Origin of the sequence: Pontibacter korlensis (assembly GCF_000973725.1) — a bacterium.
GTDB lineage: Bacteria > Bacteroidota > Bacteroidia > Cytophagales > Hymenobacteraceae > Pontibacter > Pontibacter korlensis.
The window spans coordinates 5,330,834-5,345,556 of record NZ_CP009621.1 but is presented as its reverse complement, the minus strand read 5'-3'; the positions used below and the strand labels follow the sequence as shown (position 1 = coordinate 5,345,556).

At 48.0% G+C, this 14,723-nt stretch carries 16 protein-coding genes; 10 read left to right on the top strand and 6 right to left on the bottom strand.

The window, feature by feature from the left end:
* Positions 1 to 6 precede the first annotated feature (6 nt).
* Positions 7 to 2,052 (top strand): ligand-binding sensor domain-containing protein, encoded by a 2,046-nt coding sequence (locus PKOR_RS22875; RefSeq protein ID WP_052739056.1) that lies wholly within the window; start codon positions 7 to 9, stop codon positions 2,050 to 2,052.
* A gap of 110 nt (positions 2,053 to 2,162) precedes the next feature.
* Here the strand turns inward: PKOR_RS22875 and PKOR_RS22870 are convergent, their stop codons facing one another.
* Complete coding sequence (locus tag PKOR_RS22870) at positions 2,163 to 3,398, bottom strand: ROK family transcriptional regulator (RefSeq protein ID WP_046313736.1); 1,236 nt, start codon at positions 3,396 to 3,398, stop codon at positions 2,163 to 2,165.
* Positions 3,399 to 3,776: 378 nt separating this feature from the next.
* Here PKOR_RS22870 and PKOR_RS25400 point away from each other — a divergent pair, with 378 nt between their 5' ends.
* The 5 genes from PKOR_RS25400 to PKOR_RS22860 all read left to right on the top strand — a co-directional run bounded on the left by PKOR_RS25400 (position 3,777) and on the right by PKOR_RS22860 (position 6,150).
* Complete coding sequence (locus PKOR_RS25400; protein ID WP_071843188.1) at positions 3,777 to 4,079, top strand: carbon starvation CstA family protein; 303 nt, start codon at positions 3,777 to 3,779, stop codon at positions 4,077 to 4,079.
* Between the two features lie 264 nt (positions 4,080 to 4,343).
* On the top strand, positions 4,344 to 4,535 hold the full coding sequence (locus PKOR_RS26165) for a carbon starvation CstA family protein (protein WP_415837299.1): 192 nt from the start codon (positions 4,344 to 4,346) through the stop codon (positions 4,533 to 4,535).
* Positions 4,532 to 4,894: a carbon starvation CstA family protein gene (locus PKOR_RS25390; RefSeq protein WP_071843186.1), complete on the top strand. Its 363-nt coding sequence runs from the start codon at positions 4,532 to 4,534 to the stop codon at positions 4,892 to 4,894. The genes PKOR_RS26165 and PKOR_RS25390 overlap by 4 nt, the downstream gene beginning before the upstream one ends.
* Before the next feature lie 111 nt (positions 4,895 to 5,005).
* Complete coding sequence (locus PKOR_RS25785) at positions 5,006 to 5,308, top strand: hypothetical protein (RefSeq protein WP_235337014.1); 303 nt, start codon at positions 5,006 to 5,008, stop codon at positions 5,306 to 5,308.
* 413 nt (positions 5,309 to 5,721) lie between these two features.
* Complete coding sequence (locus tag PKOR_RS22860) at positions 5,722 to 6,150, top strand: hypothetical protein (RefSeq protein WP_148561780.1); 429 nt, start codon at positions 5,722 to 5,724, stop codon at positions 6,148 to 6,150.
* A gap of 136 nt (positions 6,151 to 6,286) precedes the next feature.
* Here PKOR_RS22860 and PKOR_RS22855 read toward each other — a convergent pair whose 3' ends face one another.
* Complete coding sequence (locus tag PKOR_RS22855; protein ID WP_046313732.1) at positions 6,287 to 6,934, bottom strand: SIMPL domain-containing protein; 648 nt, start codon at positions 6,932 to 6,934, stop codon at positions 6,287 to 6,289.
* A gap of 360 nt (positions 6,935 to 7,294) precedes the next feature.
* Between PKOR_RS22855 and PKOR_RS22850 the strand changes: the two genes are divergently transcribed.
* Complete coding sequence (locus tag PKOR_RS22850; RefSeq protein ID WP_046313730.1) at positions 7,295 to 7,801, top strand: cupin domain-containing protein; 507 nt, start codon at positions 7,295 to 7,297, stop codon at positions 7,799 to 7,801.
* Between the two features lie 190 nt (positions 7,802 to 7,991).
* On the opposite strand, the gene PKOR_RS22845 is transcribed toward PKOR_RS22850, so the two are convergent.
* Positions 7,992 to 9,035: an SDR family oxidoreductase gene (locus tag PKOR_RS22845; protein WP_046313729.1), complete on the bottom strand. Its 1,044-nt coding sequence runs from the start codon at positions 9,033 to 9,035 to the stop codon at positions 7,992 to 7,994.
* Between the two features lie 159 nt (positions 9,036 to 9,194).
* On the opposite strand from PKOR_RS22845, the gene PKOR_RS22840 reads away from it, so the two are divergent.
* The gene (locus PKOR_RS22840) at positions 9,195 to 9,674 is read left to right on the top strand and encodes a vitamin K epoxide reductase family protein (protein ID WP_046313727.1); all 480 of its coding nucleotides are present in this window, start codon (positions 9,195 to 9,197) and stop codon (positions 9,672 to 9,674) included.
* 69 nt (positions 9,675 to 9,743) lie between these two features.
* On the opposite strand, the gene PKOR_RS22835 is transcribed toward PKOR_RS22840, so the two are convergent.
* Together PKOR_RS22835 and PKOR_RS22830 are read right to left on the bottom strand one after the other, a co-directional pair.
* Complete coding sequence (locus PKOR_RS22835) at positions 9,744 to 11,024, bottom strand: Y-family DNA polymerase (protein WP_046313725.1); 1,281 nt, start codon at positions 11,022 to 11,024, stop codon at positions 9,744 to 9,746.
* Positions 11,021 to 11,485, bottom strand: coding sequence for a LexA family protein (locus PKOR_RS22830; protein WP_046313724.1), 465 nt, complete (start codon positions 11,483 to 11,485; stop codon positions 11,021 to 11,023). The genes PKOR_RS22835 and PKOR_RS22830 overlap by 4 nt, the downstream gene beginning before the upstream one ends.
* A gap of 535 nt (positions 11,486 to 12,020) precedes the next feature.
* Between PKOR_RS22830 and PKOR_RS22825 the strand changes: the two genes are divergently transcribed.
* Positions 12,021 to 12,593 (top strand): heme NO-binding domain-containing protein, encoded by a 573-nt coding sequence (locus PKOR_RS22825; protein ID WP_046313722.1) that lies wholly within the window; start codon positions 12,021 to 12,023, stop codon positions 12,591 to 12,593.
* A gap of 166 nt (positions 12,594 to 12,759) precedes the next feature.
* On the opposite strand, the gene PKOR_RS22820 is transcribed toward PKOR_RS22825, so the two are convergent.
* Positions 12,760 to 13,482, bottom strand: a complete 723-nt coding sequence (locus PKOR_RS22820) for a DUF4397 domain-containing protein (RefSeq protein ID WP_046313720.1) — start codon at positions 13,480 to 13,482, stop codon at positions 12,760 to 12,762.
* A gap of 302 nt (positions 13,483 to 13,784) precedes the next feature.
* On the opposite strand from PKOR_RS22820, the gene nudC reads away from it, so the two are divergent.
* Positions 13,785 to 14,711 (top strand): NAD(+) diphosphatase, encoded by a 927-nt coding sequence (nudC, locus tag PKOR_RS22815; RefSeq protein ID WP_046313719.1) that lies wholly within the window; start codon positions 13,785 to 13,787, stop codon positions 14,709 to 14,711.
* Positions 14,712 to 14,723 lie beyond the last annotated feature (12 nt).

Sequence of the window (14,723 nt, the reverse complement as noted above, 5' to 3'; positions counted from 1 at the left end):
TTAGGTATGAAGAAACACGTTCTCTTATACGGCTTAGGACTTGTTCTCTGTAGCTTTCCGCTTTGGGGGCAAGTAGAGCAAACTGCACACACGGCCACGGAGCCCAAGGCAAGGAACAGCGCCTTAGACAAAGAGGCAGCAGCAGAAGCTAAACCTGGAGTCGGAAAGTTTACAGACTTGGGTCCTCAGGTGGGAGCCGCCGCCATTCAGGGAAGCGTATTTGCCAAAGACGACCAGGGGCGCGAGATGGCCTATACTGTAGTGCGTGGGGAGCCGGCGCACCTGCTGGGATATGACGTGCAGACGAATAAACTAGTGGTGGACCTGCCACTTGAAAAAACCGACGGCGTATGGGACTTGGCTGTCTCTACGGACGGGTGGTTATATGTGCCCAGCGCCAGTGGCTACCTGTTTAAACACCGCCCCGGTACCCAGCAAATAGAGAACCTGGGGTATACCCTGCCAGGCGAAACCTACCTCTGGGATTTAGCTGCCGGGAAGGACGGGGAAATTTTTGGGGCAACCTATCCGGGGTGCCGGGTCTTCCGCTACCATCCAAAGGACGGCTTCAGTGATGTAGGAAAGGGACCTATGGTAGGGGGTGAGAAATATGTGCGAAGCCTTGTGTACCATGAGAAGACGGGTAAGATATACGCTGGTGTCGGTTCACATGCCCATCTGGTCGAGTTGGATCCGCGTACTGGGAAGAAAACTGAGTTCCTGCCTCCGGAGTTCAAAGACCATGAGTTTGTGTACAACATGAGCCTGCTTGCGGGTATGAAAGGGGGCGACCGGCTTCTGGCATTGTTAACCAGCGGAAGTGAAAACAAGAGCCTGGTCATCAACCTGAACACCAAAAAAGTAGAACAGGTGCTGGGCGCCCTGGATGTGCGTTCTGCCTTGCTTTCGCCGGATAAGAAGCTGGTCTATTATACTTCAAAAGGCAAGCTGTATACCCTTAATCTGGCCAAACCAGCCGAGCAGGTAAAAGAAGTCATGTCTACTGCCGGGGCCATCACTATGAACTGGTCCAGTGAGCAGGGCTTGTCGATGATCACCTCGGGAAGGGAGATTGTCAGGTATAATCCTGCCACGGGAAAGTCTACGGTGGCAAAGCTTACTGTGCCGGAGCTGCCTATTGCGATCCAGTCAATCTTGAGCGGGCCGGATGGCCGTATCTGGACTGCCGGCTATGTGGCTGGAGGGCATGGGGTATTTGATCCGGCTACGGGCAAAACAATAACGCTGAAGGGCCTGGACCAGACCGAGGGGATGGCCGTGCAAGGGCACCTTATTTTTTTCGGCATATATCCTCATGGCCGGCTGTATGTATATGACACGCAAAAACCATGGGATATGACAAAGCAAAATCCCAAGCTGATTCAACAGGTACAAGGACAGAGTAGACCTTTCGCTGTTGCAAGTGCAGCTACCAAGGGGACGATGTTCTTTGGTATGGTACCGGAATATGGCCTGCTAGGGGGCTCCCTGCTGGAGTACGATCCTGGTACTGATAAGCTCAGGGATTACAAAGCGGTAGTTAAAAACCAGTCAATTGTGGCGCTTTGCCATCAGGAGAACATGATTTTTGGAGGCACCTCGGTTTGGGGAGGTATAGGGGCGCATCCGACGGAGAAGGAAGGGAAACTCTTTGTTTGGGACGCAACAAGTGGCAAAAAAGTACTTGAAATGGTACCTGTACCGGGGGCCAAGGCTGTTACCTGCCTTAAAGTGGCTCCAGACGGCAAACTCTGGGGGGTAGCGGGGGGGACCCTGTTTACTTACAGCATAGAAGAGAATAAGGTGCTGACTAGGCACCAGTTATACCTCATCAGTGAGGAGAGGGCCAATAATTTTGTGTGGCGCGATGCCTTTCTGGTAATGCACCCGAACGGTATGGTGTACGGCACGGCCAATGACGAGCTGTTTGTCATTGACCCTGAAACGATGGAAGTTAAAAAATTGGAAGAGAACGCCTCCCTGCTGACGCTCGGGAGAGACAACAGACTCTACTTTAGAAGAGGAACACACCTCTGGAGCTATGAACCCTAGAAGTACTTTCAAGGGCAAAACTCTGCCAACAGAGAATGATAAGTAAACCTGTACCTTATACTATTTAGGGTACAGGTTTACTTAGGTACCCCTAATTCCTGAAAATCACATTAAGCGAGATCTAGTAACCTGTTGCGTGCAAGTAAACATGCCCCGATAACACCAGCCCTGTTCCCTAGTCTAGAGAGTTGAAACTGGGTATCATTGTTAACCAGGCTCAATGAATACCTGTTAACAGCGCTCTTGACAGGCAGTCTTATGTACTCCTGCGTCGCAGCGAGACTGCCGCCAAGGATAACTAGTTCAGGATTGAATATATTGATTAGGGCGGCTACGCTCCTGCCTATTTTCTCTCCTACCTGGGCAATTAGTTCAATCGCTAGCACATCATCGTTGTTGGCCGCATTAATGATGTCCTCTAGCATAATGGACTCTGGACTGCTTCTGTCACGCATCACTAAGGTGGAGGAGCCTTCGGCTACCTTTTCCCTGAACATGCGCACAAGCGCCCAACCAGATGCCTCTGTTTCCAGGCAGCCCCTCTTCCCGCAGTGGCAGAGAATCTCATTATCAAAAACAGGCATGTGCCCAAACTCCCCTGAATATCCTGACTTGCCATAATACAGCTGCCCGTTAATGATAATGCCTGAGCCCAGACCATGGTCGAGGTTCAGAAAGAGCACATGCTTATGGTTTGTGTCCACGCCTGTGCTGAACTCTCCATAGGCCATAGCCCTGGAATCATTTTCCAGAAAAACCCGGATACCTACCTGAGACTCAATAATCCTGCTTAAGGGGTCCTCATGGAAGTGAAAAAAGCTATAGCTATAGCCGGTGGCATAGCTAATCCTACCTGAAAGGTTGATTCCGACACCCATGATCTTAGATTTGGGGATAGGTAAGTCCTTTATGAACATATTGATGATGCTGCATAGGTCTTTTAAAGACTTCTCATCATTGCTCAACTTATAAGGGTAATGCTCTTCTATCTTAACCAGGTTCTTCTGAAGGTCGGTCAGGCCAATATTGATGGAGTGATTTTTTACATCCACCCCTAAAAAAAAGCCTGAGTCAGGAGTAAGGCCGTATAGGTTTGGCTTCCTGCCCCCCGTGGATTCTATTTTGCCATAATCCTGAACTAGTCCATCTGTGATCAGATCATTTACCAAGTTGGTAACTTTGGGAGCACTCAGGTTAAGCTCCTTGCACAGCTCTGCTATGGTTGCGTTGCCGATGTTGGCGAAATAGGAAATAATGCTTTTCTTCTGATTGACGTTCTTATACGCCACTCCTGTTATATTCTCTCCTCCTAGCTCTTCCAGGAAAGTTTTTCGTCTGATGCTCATTAGCTTGTTATTCCTATACATTCTAAGTCCACTCTTCCCACAGACTGGCCTCTAGTAAAAGTCTATTTTGTTAAAATTTAATTATTGTATATAACTTAATTATTTTATTTAAAAACTTTTGTAATTTAATTTAAATAATTAGTATATTTAATTCTGGGCAAGCAAATATATAAAATGATCTGGTGAGTTGAGTGCAGAACTGCATTACAGGTCTTATTATATCGAGCTGGTTACCTGGCACGGCTGGGGCAGCCTATATGGATCCAGAATAATAAAGCGAATTGATAAGGTGAGTGAAGTTTAGTTAGTAGAGAGGGAGCACAATATGGTTGCAAAATCATTATGCTCCCTCTACTATTTTAATCAAGAAAAGAAAACATGATTTCCTTCTTTGTCTCGGTTATTGCGCTGTTGCTTGGCTATCTCTTATACTCAAAGTTCATTGAGCGTGTGTTCGGAATTGAGCTGGCACGTACAACGCCGGCCATTGCTCTTCGTGCTAACGTTGATTATGTGCCTATGCCGGGATGGAAGATCTTTCTGGTGCAGTTTCTGAATTTTGCCGGCTTGGGTCCAATAGTCGGTGCCGTGGCTGGGCCATGTGGGGCCTGCTGCTTTTATATAGATTGTTCCCGGTACGAAGGGTACATGACTATCTTTCTGGAAGGCTTTCCGACATAAGGGAGAGTATAACTGAGATCACAGGCTATTACCTTGGCCATGGCATGAGGCAATTCATGCGGGGCTTCACTATTTTCGTTTTGATCATGGTCGGGGCTGTCATCATGATGGGACCTGCCACAATCCTGCACGGAATGACAGACGGCTTTGGTGGCATGAACCTGTGGATTTGGGGGAGGCTTTTTCTATATCTTGTCTACTGTGCTGCCTGTCGACAAAGTGATTGGTCGTATCTATCCCTTATTCGGAATTGCACTTCTCTTTATGGCTTTGGGCGTATTGGTGGTGATGGTTGTGCAGAGGCAACAAATTCCAGAGGTGAGGTTGACACGCCTAACTAACCAGCACATGAATCCTGATGGATTTCCCCTGTTCCCCATGCTCTTTGTAACCATTGCCTGTGGGGCTGTATCTGGTTTTCATGCTTCCCAATCACCCTTATGGCCTGATGTATGACGAAGGAGAAGCAGGGTAGGAGCATCTTCTTCGGCACCATGGTAACTGAGGGCATTGTTGCCTTGATATGGGCAGCTATTAGCATGGGTTTCTTCGGTGGCGTAGATGAACTGAACCAGGTAATGGCACAGCAGCAGGGAAATGCAGCCTTTGTCGTTAGTGAGGCGTCAAACTTTCTTTTAGGAAAGGTGGCTGGTGTTTCTGCGCTTCTGGGGGTAGTGGCAGCACCTATTACTTCTGGTGACACGGCCTTCTGTAGTGCGCGCCTTATAGTTGCGGATTTCCTCTGCTCCAAACAAAGCTCGATGAATAACAGACTTCTAATCAGCCTGCCGCTCTTTGCAGTAGGTATGGACTGACACTGATTGTCTTTGGTGTGTCTGGCGCTACTTTGCCTGGACAAATCAGACTTTGGCAACCATAACGCTTTGGGTCGTGACAGTTTACCTTTTAAAAGAGGGTAAGAAGTTTTGGACAAGCCTGGTTCCTGCTGTTTTCATGAGTGCCGTGGTGACCTCTTATATCCTGCTGGTGAGGGGGTTGATCTTCCCAACACTATTGCCTATGCCGCTGGTATTGGGGTTGCCATTCTTTTGCTCCTGACTACCATGTTGATGCTGTACTGCAGAAGAGGTAGTCAAATTAAGGCAGAAAATGCTATCCTGATAGGAAAGTCTGTGAACACTGCATCTAACAGTGGCTTCATGAGCAAAAGGCCAGGCATCAGCATGTTGAACTCCTCAGGAAAAGCTGTATTCGGTAGGCTTGTATAGCTAATTTCGCTGAAAGGTAACGTGGGGTTTAACCGGGTAGGTACCATTCTTAAGCACGCGACAAGTATCTGAAGCACTTATGTGTCATACAGATGTAAGTGCTTTTTTGTTTATTTGCACCGCCTTATTAGTGGAAGCTTTTATTTTACCTTTGCTAAGCTGGATTACTTGCATGACGATGGTCTTGTTTTGCAATAACATCTAGCCCCAGCAGTAAAAACAGGAGCAGTCAGTTAGAATAAAATTTGTCATTCCCCCTTAAGGTTTATCCAAGATAATGGAGGTGTTTGAGTAGCGAGATGGAAGATAAACAACAACTTAACCTTAATATTTCTACAGAGCCGCACCCGGCGCATTTTAGTAGCGAAGGTGTAAGCACGAGGTTAACCTCTAATAGAGCAGAAGCCACTTATATGAAGTTGTATAGTACAAGTTTTGTAGAGATAACTCTTGATGTACATAACCAGCTGCTGCTTGTCAATTGGTTAAGGCCTGTGCTTAGTGATGAGTATAGAAAGGGTATTGAGGAAACAGGCAGGGTTCTTTTAGCGCAAAGTTTAGAGAAACTGCTGGTCAACAACCAGAGAATGGGGGTGCTTACAGTAGATGATCAGGGGTGGCTGGCAAAAATCTCGGTAGAGGTGATTTCGAAAAGTAATCTTAAGCAGCTGGCTATTGTCTCCTCTACTGACGTGCTGCAACAGATTACTAACGAAGTGCTGGATAAAAAAGTGAAGGATGAGACGCCATACTTTGATACGCAGTACTTCATTTCGGAAGAGGATGCATTAGAGTGGCTAATAATGCCCTTGCTGCCCCGCCGCTATTGGTGGGAACAATAGCCAGAGGGAGTGGTTTAACCTGTCCCTCAAGTACTTCTCCTGATTTTCGCTTCTCATGCTAGACACTAACCTGTGGTAGAGTCATCTATATCAGGTGCTTTTAATAGTAAGCATGAAGCCGGGCATAAAAGTGCGGCTACTCGATTCTCCACGTAATCGTTACTGTCTCTGTCACATCAATATCGTCTGGCTCAAAGTCTGGGGCGGCATCATAGGTTGTTACCATGTCGGTTTGATAGAGAGAATAGTTGTGGCGTTGAGAGCGGATGGTGAGCTCGCGGTAAGAATAATCGATGTCCAGAATTTCTTTTAGCTCTACACCGGTGGCACCGGCAATAAGCGTAGCGTTCTCCTTAGCTTTAGCTATGGCTTGCAGAATGAGTTGCTGTTGCTGATCTGCCGCATCCTTTACTCCAAAGGCAATGCTGAAATCCAGGCTTTCGAGCCTCTGAGCGATCTGGCCCAACAGGTGGTTAATGATGACTTTGTCTAAGGGCAGCTCCAGCTCCAGGTTGTGTGAAGCTCTGAAGCCGTTGAAATCATACTTCTCAGTCTTCTTATTCCAGGTGGTGTCTTTCCGGATGCTGAAATCCTTTGTCTTCAGGCTCTTCCGCTCCACGCCTACTGTTTCTATGATCGTGCGAAGCTCTTCTACCTTTTTGTTCAGGGCATTTACTGCTTTTTCGTACTCCCACTCATGCGCCGAGGCATCGAAGGAAAGGATGATAACATCAGGAGACACTGAGAGCTTGCCTTTGCCCGTTATCTGTAGTTTGCGTTCCATAGCTTCTTTATTTAGTAATAATGTACATAAATATAGTAATTATCTAATGCCTTAACATGATGATCTGTCGGTAGTTAATCTGCAGGTGCTCAATTTTGTATCAGTGTTATTGAAGAAGAGAAGCAGTATGTGATGCATTTATAGTTGATTGGCTGCGGGAGCTGGAATGTGTAGAGGATAGCCTTTGAACCCGTCTTAGCTTGTGAGTGTGTATGAAAGAGGTGGTTATACTGCCTTGGCTGCTGTGGAATGCATGGCCCTGATAAAAATAGGTCTCTGAAAATTTCTTAGTCTTTGCCCGTATATCTATATTCAATTTTCAAAATAGATTTAACACTAGATAAAGATAACTGAATACGCATGGCATCAGAAGCAGAAAACAAAGCAGAACTTTTTAAAGAGCTGGAGCAGGAGCTACAGGCACAGGGCTTCAATATTGATAAACAGGATCAGTCACGCCCTTGGGGTGGCTTTTTCGTGATTGACGAGGCGCAGGCCCAGCGTTTTGCTGACACTTATTTTGATGGAATTTCGGTAGACGACCTGAAGATATCTGGCAAACTGAGCCCTAAGATTTTGGTGGTTGCCCCTGAGAAGAGGTTATCGTGGCAGTACCACCACCGCAGAGCCGAAATCTGGCGCGTGGTAAGAGGCACAGTAGGTGTGGTAACCAGCAATACCGATGAGGAAGGGGAGCAGAAGGTATTACAGCCAGGCGACCAGATCAAGCTGCAGCAGGGTGAGCGCCACCGCCTGGTGGGGCTACAAGGCTGGGGCGTGTTGGCTGAGATCTGGCAGCATACAGATGCTTCTAACCCATCCAATGAGGAAGATATCGTGCGGGTGCAGGACGACTTTGGTCGCTAAGCCGTACTTTGCAGGATACAAAAAGAGGCCGCTACTCTACAGTAACGGCCTCTTTTTTCTATGAATGATGTCTGTTGCAGTACCTTTAAGAGGAAAGCTATACTTGCCATTGCTCCTAATTTAGGTACGTGCTTAAGCTTAAGTATCAGCTGCTCGTATCTTTAGCAAGAGACAAACCTCAAATTATCGGTTAATCTTCTACACCATTGTGCATCCACTTTTGCGAAAACATGCTGCCCAATACCAGAGCTCCAATAGCCAGTGCACCAGCCAGCACTTCGTTACGGTGCAGGCTTAGCCACACCTGTGGGCTGTTATAGGTCGACTGCTCATCGAACCTGCCGTGTGCGCCATGGTCGCCAGGTAGTGGCTCATATAGGTTGTGCTTGCGGTTTGGATCCTCCGGCTCGTTTGTCTGTTGTCCTTCTATACCGTTTTTTGCGAGCACGTAATCAGCAAACCAAGGAGCAATTTTGTTGCCGATGATGGCCTGTAATGTTGGGTAGCCAACGCGGTATTCCCGTCGCTCGTGCTCCGCAGCATAAGCAATAACCTCTGCTGCCACCTCCGGCTGATAGATCTTACCCATTGGGCGCGGCTTGTTGGGCAGGCGCGACTTTACAAAGCCAAACTGGGTGGTGTTCATGGCTGGCAGCTGTACCATGGTTACCTTTACATTGCTTTTGTCGGCCATCAGTTCGGTGCGTAGCGAGTCGTAAAAGCCTTGTATGGCGTGTTTGGCACCGCAGTAAGCCGACTGTAGCGGAATACCCCGGTAGGCTAATGCTGAACCCACCAGCACAATGGAGCCGCGGTCGCGGGGTAGCATGCGTTTAAGAGCAGAGAGGGTGCCGTATACCTGGCCCAGGTAGGTTACCTCTGTTACGCGCTTATAATCATCTGGCTCCATCTCTTTTATTGGGCTAAAGACACTGTTCATGGCATTGTTCACCCATACGTCTATCTCGCCCAGTTCCTGCTCTATTCTGGCGGCTGCGTTTTCTACGGCCTGTGCATCGGCTACGTCTACGGGTACGTATACGGCCTTTCGGCCCAGTTCTTCTACTTCGTGTTTGGCACCCTGTAAGCCTTCTACGCCACGAGCCAGTAGCCCTACGTCATAGCCCTGCTTGGCAAACTCACGAGCGCAGGCACGTCCTAAACCAGCGGAAGCACCGGTTATCACGGCTACACCTTTTCGGGTGCCGTTATGTTTGTTTTCATCTTTGCTCATCTTATTGATCTTCAGGTTATACTATCTCTTGCAGATGTTACGCCTCCTAACCAGTCATAGTTATGAGTTTGCTTTATGTGACTCTGTAGCACAGGTATTTAAGCCGAACCGATGGGGTAGGCGCGCGTACACCAAAAGCATACCCCCACTACAAAAGCTATGAAAAACGAAAAAACGGTTATAAACGAGATCCGGGAAGATTCCAGCAAAGCTACGCAGTGCCGCCGCGATATTGCTGCCCTGTCCGCATTAGGTCTGATTAATTTCAGCCTGATATCTTTATTCCAACTGGGCTATATCCGGAAAATGCCAGACCTGCCTGGCAAGGTTTTCGACACGCGTAAAGTAAACACTTCCAAGGAGGCAGTGCTGCTAGGTATGCCCGATGGCGTAGTTAGCTTAGGGGCTTATACTGCTACGATGGCGCTGGCAACGGCTGCTACCCGCTTCCGGAAACCATCGCGGGTGCTGGATGTGGCAATGGGGGGAGTGGTTTTGGGGCAGGCGCTGGGTGGTGCGCTGTACCTGATAAATATGGCTACTGTGCAGAAACGGGCCTGTATCTACTGCATTGCAGGTGCTGCCATTAATTTCGCTTCGCTAAAGCCGCTACGTCGGCTGTTCAAGCGTCGGGATTAAGTGTTGCTAAATGCAGAGAATGTGCTTGTATAGGCAGGGGACGATACTGGTAAAAGTAAGCTTGAACTGTTACTTGCCCTTGAGGTGGACTGTCTGTAGATCGCTGATTCTGGTAGTATAGCAGGGAGATTTGAATTCGCTTTTGAGCTTCCAGGTGTTGTCTGTGCCCTGTGCTGCCACTTTTACCATTCCTCTGCCAAACCTGTCGGTAAGCCTGTCTACTACTCCCATCAGCTGCGAGTGTTTTTCCCGGTTTACGGTATCTAGTAAATCCAGCTGCACCTGCCCCTCAGGTATAATTTCAGTTACAATAACGCCAGACTTTTGGTACCGATAGCCGTCCCGGTAAATAGCTTTTAAAACAATATTGGCGTAGCGTACCAGCTCCAGTGTAGAGTTGGTTGCCACAGGCATGCAAATCGTTTTGCTGTTGTAATACTGACGGTTGTTTTCAGAGAATTTGTTAGTCGTGACAAACACTGTAAGAAGGCGGGCACAGCTCTTTTGCTGGCGCAGTTTCTGGGCACACCTGGCGGCGTAGGTGGCAGTTGCTTCCTGCATCTCATCAAAAGTACTGACCTTCTTGCCAAAGCTCCTGGAGGTGCAGATGCCTTTTTTAGGAGGAGCCGCTTCCTCCAGCTCTAAACATGATTCCCCCTGCAGTTCCTTGAGCAAGCGTACGCCTACCACTGTCATGTGCTGCCTTACCCAGCTCTCAGAAAGGGAGGCAAAGTCGTGGGCAGTTAGTATATTTCGTTTTTTCAGGAACTTAGCATACTGCCTGCCAATGCCCCACACATCGTCTATCTTAGTTGCTTGCAGTGCCTTCCGGATATGCTGGGGCTCGGTTAGTACCAGTACACCGTTGGCTTTGACAGATTTCTTGGCTAACCTGTTCGCTACCTTTGCCAGCGCTTTGGTAGGAGCCACACCCAGGCTCACGGGTATACCTGTCCAGCGCCACACAGTGTGTTTTATCTCCCAGGAGTAGGCCTGTAGATCTATACTGTAAAAGTCGCCCAGGTCCAGGAAGCATTCGTCTATAGAGTATACTTCTACATTGGGCGTAAACTGTGCCAGCGTTTGCATTACACGGTCCGACATATCACCATACAGCACATAGTTAGAGGAAAAGGCGTGCACCTGCTTGCTCTCTACAAGATCCCTGATCCTGAAGAAAGGCTCACCCATGGCTATGTTAAGCTCCTTCGCCTCGGCACTACGGGCTATCACACAGCCATCGTTGTTAGAGAGCACAACCACCGGCTTGCCATTCAGGGCGGGGTTAAAGACCCGTTCGCAGCTGGCGTAGAAGTTATTACAGTCTACCAAAGCGTATAGGCTGGTCATATTCTCTGGGGTTTATGCAGCACCCACACCACCACGCCCCACACGCGCATATCCATGTCTTCGGTTACCTCTATAGGCTTGTAAGCAGGGTTAGCCGGCATTAGAAAAGCTTTTTTGTCTATCATTCGGAAGGTCTTTACAGTAAACTCCCCGTCCAAAAAGCATACTACTGGCAGCCCATCAGCGGGCGCCAGCGATTTGTCTATAACCAGTATATCGCCATCGTGGATGTTAGCCTCGATCATAGAGTTGCCTTTCACCCGCATCATGTAAGTGGAAGTAGGGTTCTGGACAAGGTATTTGCCCAAGTCAATACGGTCCTCCAGGTGATCATCGGCAGGGGAGGGGAACCCGGCGGCAACATAGGAGGCGTACAGTGGTAACTCCACACTATCTATAGCGTCGAAGGTAATGGGCTCTAAAGTATGAGCGTGTATAGAAATTACTTTTGCGCTGCACATATCAACTGAGTGTGTGTTATAAATGCTAATATTTTTAGCAAATACGGAAACAAGAATTAAATAAGCTAAATATATTAGCCTTATTTATGCACATGCACTTTGTATATGTGGTATGATTATGCTGTATGGCTTTGTTACACAGTATTTTGTATGGAATAGGCGCGGCGGTATTTTTCCACTTTTATTGAGGTACAAATTACCTGAAGCATGTGCCAAGGCTAGTTTATACCTTTTAAAGCAAAGCTGGATAAGGATGCAAAGTATGTCTTCCTTACATCAAGCCACAAGATGAATATTGGGATAAAGGGGGAGAATGTGCGAAACTAAAGTATCTTTAGCTTCTGGATGGATAATCATATATTTAGGGGCACAAGTGCAGTAATCTTGTGTAGAGGTGCAGCCTGGTGATCCAAGCAGCCATTACTTTGCAGCCACTAAACCTTACCAGCAAAGTCACTGCTATAGCGTGCAAGCCAGACTTTGTCACTTTAGACCTGTAATAAACTAAGTAAAGTATAATTGTGTTAACAATCGGATGGAGAGAGAAACAATCAAAGAAGATAGAATGCATGGCTCTATATTCGTTTTGTTGAAACGTTTTGTAGAGAGTAAATACAATTACAGTACCTGGGCTAACCTGTTGGAGTCGGCAGGCTTGGCAAATGCCTCTTACCAGATAGGCGAAATGTACCCTACCCGGGAGATAGTTGCCATTGTGGGTGCTGCTGCTGCACATAGCGGTACGCCAGCCAACGAACTTTTGGAGCAGTATGGAGAATTTCTGGTACCTGATCTGCTCCTGGTTTATAAGAAGTATGTCCGGCCTGAGTGGCGCACGTACGATATGCTGCTGCATACAGAGGCCTCGATGCACAAGGCTGTGAGGCAGACAGATGGAAGAGCTAACCCGCCATTGCTGCTTGTAACCAAGAAAGGGAGCAAGCAGCTGATTGTGGATTACCACTCGAAGCGCAGAATGGCAGGCATGGCGGTAGGCATTATCAAAGGCATAGCCAAACACTATAACGAGAGCGATATTGTAAAAGTAACGCGACTCACACCTGTAGACGAGGAGAGAGTGCAGATACGTGTTGACTTTTTGATCTAGCTCTAGTTGAGGAAATGCAGCCGGTAAACTGCCAATAAGGCAGTATGAACTTACTGCTAAAGTATAAAAAACAAAAAGGGAGGTGCCTGAACAGGCACCTCCCTTTTTGTTTGAACTCTCCGCTCGGCTAAACTTTGCCGGCGAAAGGGTGATGGGAAACGTATACTTAATAATTTCTGATTACCTGAGCAGCCAGGGTGTTGGTGTTGCCGCTAGGAGGAGTGGCAAAACCCCTGACAATAAGAGTATAGGCTCTGCCCAGTTCAAAGTTTGTCTGTGAAACTGTTAGCAGCACCGCGTCTGTGTCAGCGTCTTTTATTTCGATGGTGTGTCTGCCGGCATCAAGCTCTTTGAAGAGGGTTATGTTCTTAAATCCAAGGCCAGCGGCAAGTTCCGTGCTCGCCGATCCTGTTGTGCTAACGTTCACAGCCGGAGCATCCGGAGATAAATGAACAATGCGCAGCGCAACCTTGCCGGTAGCCGGTGTTACTATGCTATCCTGAACCACTAATAACTCAATGTCCTCCAATCTGTTTACAGCAAACAGAGAATATGCCTCACCATCCTTTAAGCTTAAGGTAGTGTCGAGGTAAGCTGTGGCAGCATTTACAGGCGTAAACTTAAAGTTGGTGCTCTCCGGAATAAGAGGGGCGTACCCAGAAAAGTTAGAGTACTTGATAGGTTGGTTAAGAATAGACTGGCTGTTACGCTGGATGTCCATATCAGGGGCATCAGGTGAGCCATGGTAAAAAGACACATACGCAGTAGGCGTTGGCTCCGGCGTTTCAAGGTCATCGTCCATACATCCTGTAAGGGACATAGTAGATGCTACGCTAAGCAGCATAAGGGCGGCTTTGTTTAGGAACGATTTTCTAAATAGGTTTTGCATGGTGATTTAAGTAAAACTAGGTTGTATTTGCCGGCTAAATGCCTAACCATACCAGGGTGGGTGTGGGTATCATGAAGACCCAACAACTGCCCGGAGGGTTGCAAGCAGCCGATGTAATCTAATGATTTAACGCTGAATTGTTGATAATCTTCTGTATAAGAAGACATTTGTTTTGCAGAACAGGTAAGCTTGTCCTACTGCAGTAGCAGAACAATTGGCTGCAGTAACTGTTATATGCTGTTTTTCCCTGACAGGCGTCTGGCTTTACTGGGGAAGACAAGAGTTTTAAAACTAGAAACAGGATGAATTATTTTTCACATAATCCCCTTAACCGTTACTCAGAAATCCGGGCTGATGAAGCCAGAATTGAGCAGCTTTGGGAGGATGAACGGGCGCAGGTACTGGTGGTAAGCGGAAACCTGAGTCTTTTGAGCGCTGATGCACAAGCAGCGGCCATACTGCCCGGTGCAGAGGCAACGCAACTGGCGCAGATAGCTAAAGTAAGGGTGTATTTAGGCTCGGAAGGAGAAGTGCCATACTTTGCATTGGGATTTGAAAAAGAACAGGAAGAGTTAGCTGCATTGCTGCCAGAAAACCACAAGCTGGGAGACCTGAGGCAGGTGGCGCTGCAGTTGCCAAAGGAGCAGGGGGCGCTTCTTGCTTATGCCCGTGGCCTGGTACACTGGAACCTGCACCACACTTACTGTTCTAACTGCGGCAGCCTTACCGAGAGCCACGAAGCCGGCCACTCGCGCCACTGCACAAACTCAAGCTGCAACAGGCACCATTACCCGCGCACCGATACCGCTATCATTGTGCTTATCTCGGAGGGAGATGCCTGCCTGTTGGGACGCCAGCAAGTGTGGCCACAAGGTATGTATGCGGTTATAGCCGGATTTCTGGAGCCCGGCGAAACGCTGGAACAGGCTGTAGTGCGTGAGGCTATGGAAGAAGTGAGCGTAAAACTGCAGCGCGTCACTTATCACTCCTCGCAGCCCTGGCCTTTCCCTGCATCCATTATGGTGGGCTTTCGTGCAGAGGCCGCCAACCGCAACGTGCAGGTAGATAACAAGGAGTTGGAGGCTGCCCGCTGGTTTACCCGGAAGGAAATTGTAGCAGGGTTGAAGGAGGGATCCTTAAGCCTGCCTCCCCAGTTTTCCATTGCCTATCGGCTTGTAAAAGACTGGTTTAATGAAACAGGAGAGTATAAGCTGGAGGACCTGATTTGAGTGTAGCACACT

Excerpts from the sequence above, each read along its gene's own strand:
- PKOR_RS25390 (WP_071843186.1), top strand. The coding sequence starts at position 4,532 with ATGACGAAGGAGAAGCAGGGTAGGAGCATCTTCTTCGGCACCATGGTA.
- PKOR_RS22860 (WP_148561780.1), top strand. The coding sequence starts at position 5,722 with ATGAAGTTGTATAGTACAAGTTTTGTAGAGATAACTCTTGATGTACAT.
- PKOR_RS22825 (WP_046313722.1), top strand. The coding sequence starts at position 12,021 with ATGGAGAGAGAAACAATCAAAGAAGATAGAATGCATGGCTCTATATTC.
- PKOR_RS22840 (WP_046313727.1), top strand. The coding sequence starts at position 9,195 with ATGAAAAACGAAAAAACGGTTATAAACGAGATCCGGGAAGATTCCAGC.
- PKOR_RS22850 (WP_046313730.1), top strand. The coding sequence starts at position 7,295 with ATGGCATCAGAAGCAGAAAACAAAGCAGAACTTTTTAAAGAGCTGGAG.
- nudC (WP_046313719.1), top strand. The coding sequence starts at position 13,785 with ATGAATTATTTTTCACATAATCCCCTTAACCGTTACTCAGAAATCCGG.
- PKOR_RS22845 (WP_046313729.1), bottom strand. The coding sequence starts at position 9,035 with ATGAGCAAAGATGAAAACAAACATAACGGCACCCGAAAAGGTGTAGCC.
- PKOR_RS22855 (WP_046313732.1), bottom strand. The coding sequence starts at position 6,934 with ATGGAACGCAAACTACAGATAACGGGCAAAGGCAAGCTCTCAGTGTCT.
- PKOR_RS25400 (WP_071843188.1), top strand. The coding sequence starts at position 3,777 with ATGATTTCCTTCTTTGTCTCGGTTATTGCGCTGTTGCTTGGCTATCTC.
- PKOR_RS22875 (WP_052739056.1), top strand. The coding sequence starts at position 7 with ATGAAGAAACACGTTCTCTTATACGGCTTAGGACTTGTTCTCTGTAGC.
- PKOR_RS22870 (WP_046313736.1), bottom strand. The coding sequence starts at position 3,398 with ATGAGCATCAGACGAAAAACTTTCCTGGAAGAGCTAGGAGGAGAGAAT.
- PKOR_RS22830 (WP_046313724.1), bottom strand. The coding sequence starts at position 11,485 with ATGTGCAGCGCAAAAGTAATTTCTATACACGCTCATACTTTAGAGCCC.
- PKOR_RS22835 (WP_046313725.1), bottom strand. The coding sequence starts at position 11,024 with ATGACCAGCCTATACGCTTTGGTAGACTGTAATAACTTCTACGCCAGC.
- PKOR_RS22820 (WP_046313720.1), bottom strand. The coding sequence starts at position 13,482 with ATGCAAAACCTATTTAGAAAATCGTTCCTAAACAAAGCCGCCCTTATG.
- PKOR_RS26165 (WP_415837299.1), top strand. The coding sequence starts at position 4,344 with ATGGCTTTGGGCGTATTGGTGGTGATGGTTGTGCAGAGGCAACAAATT.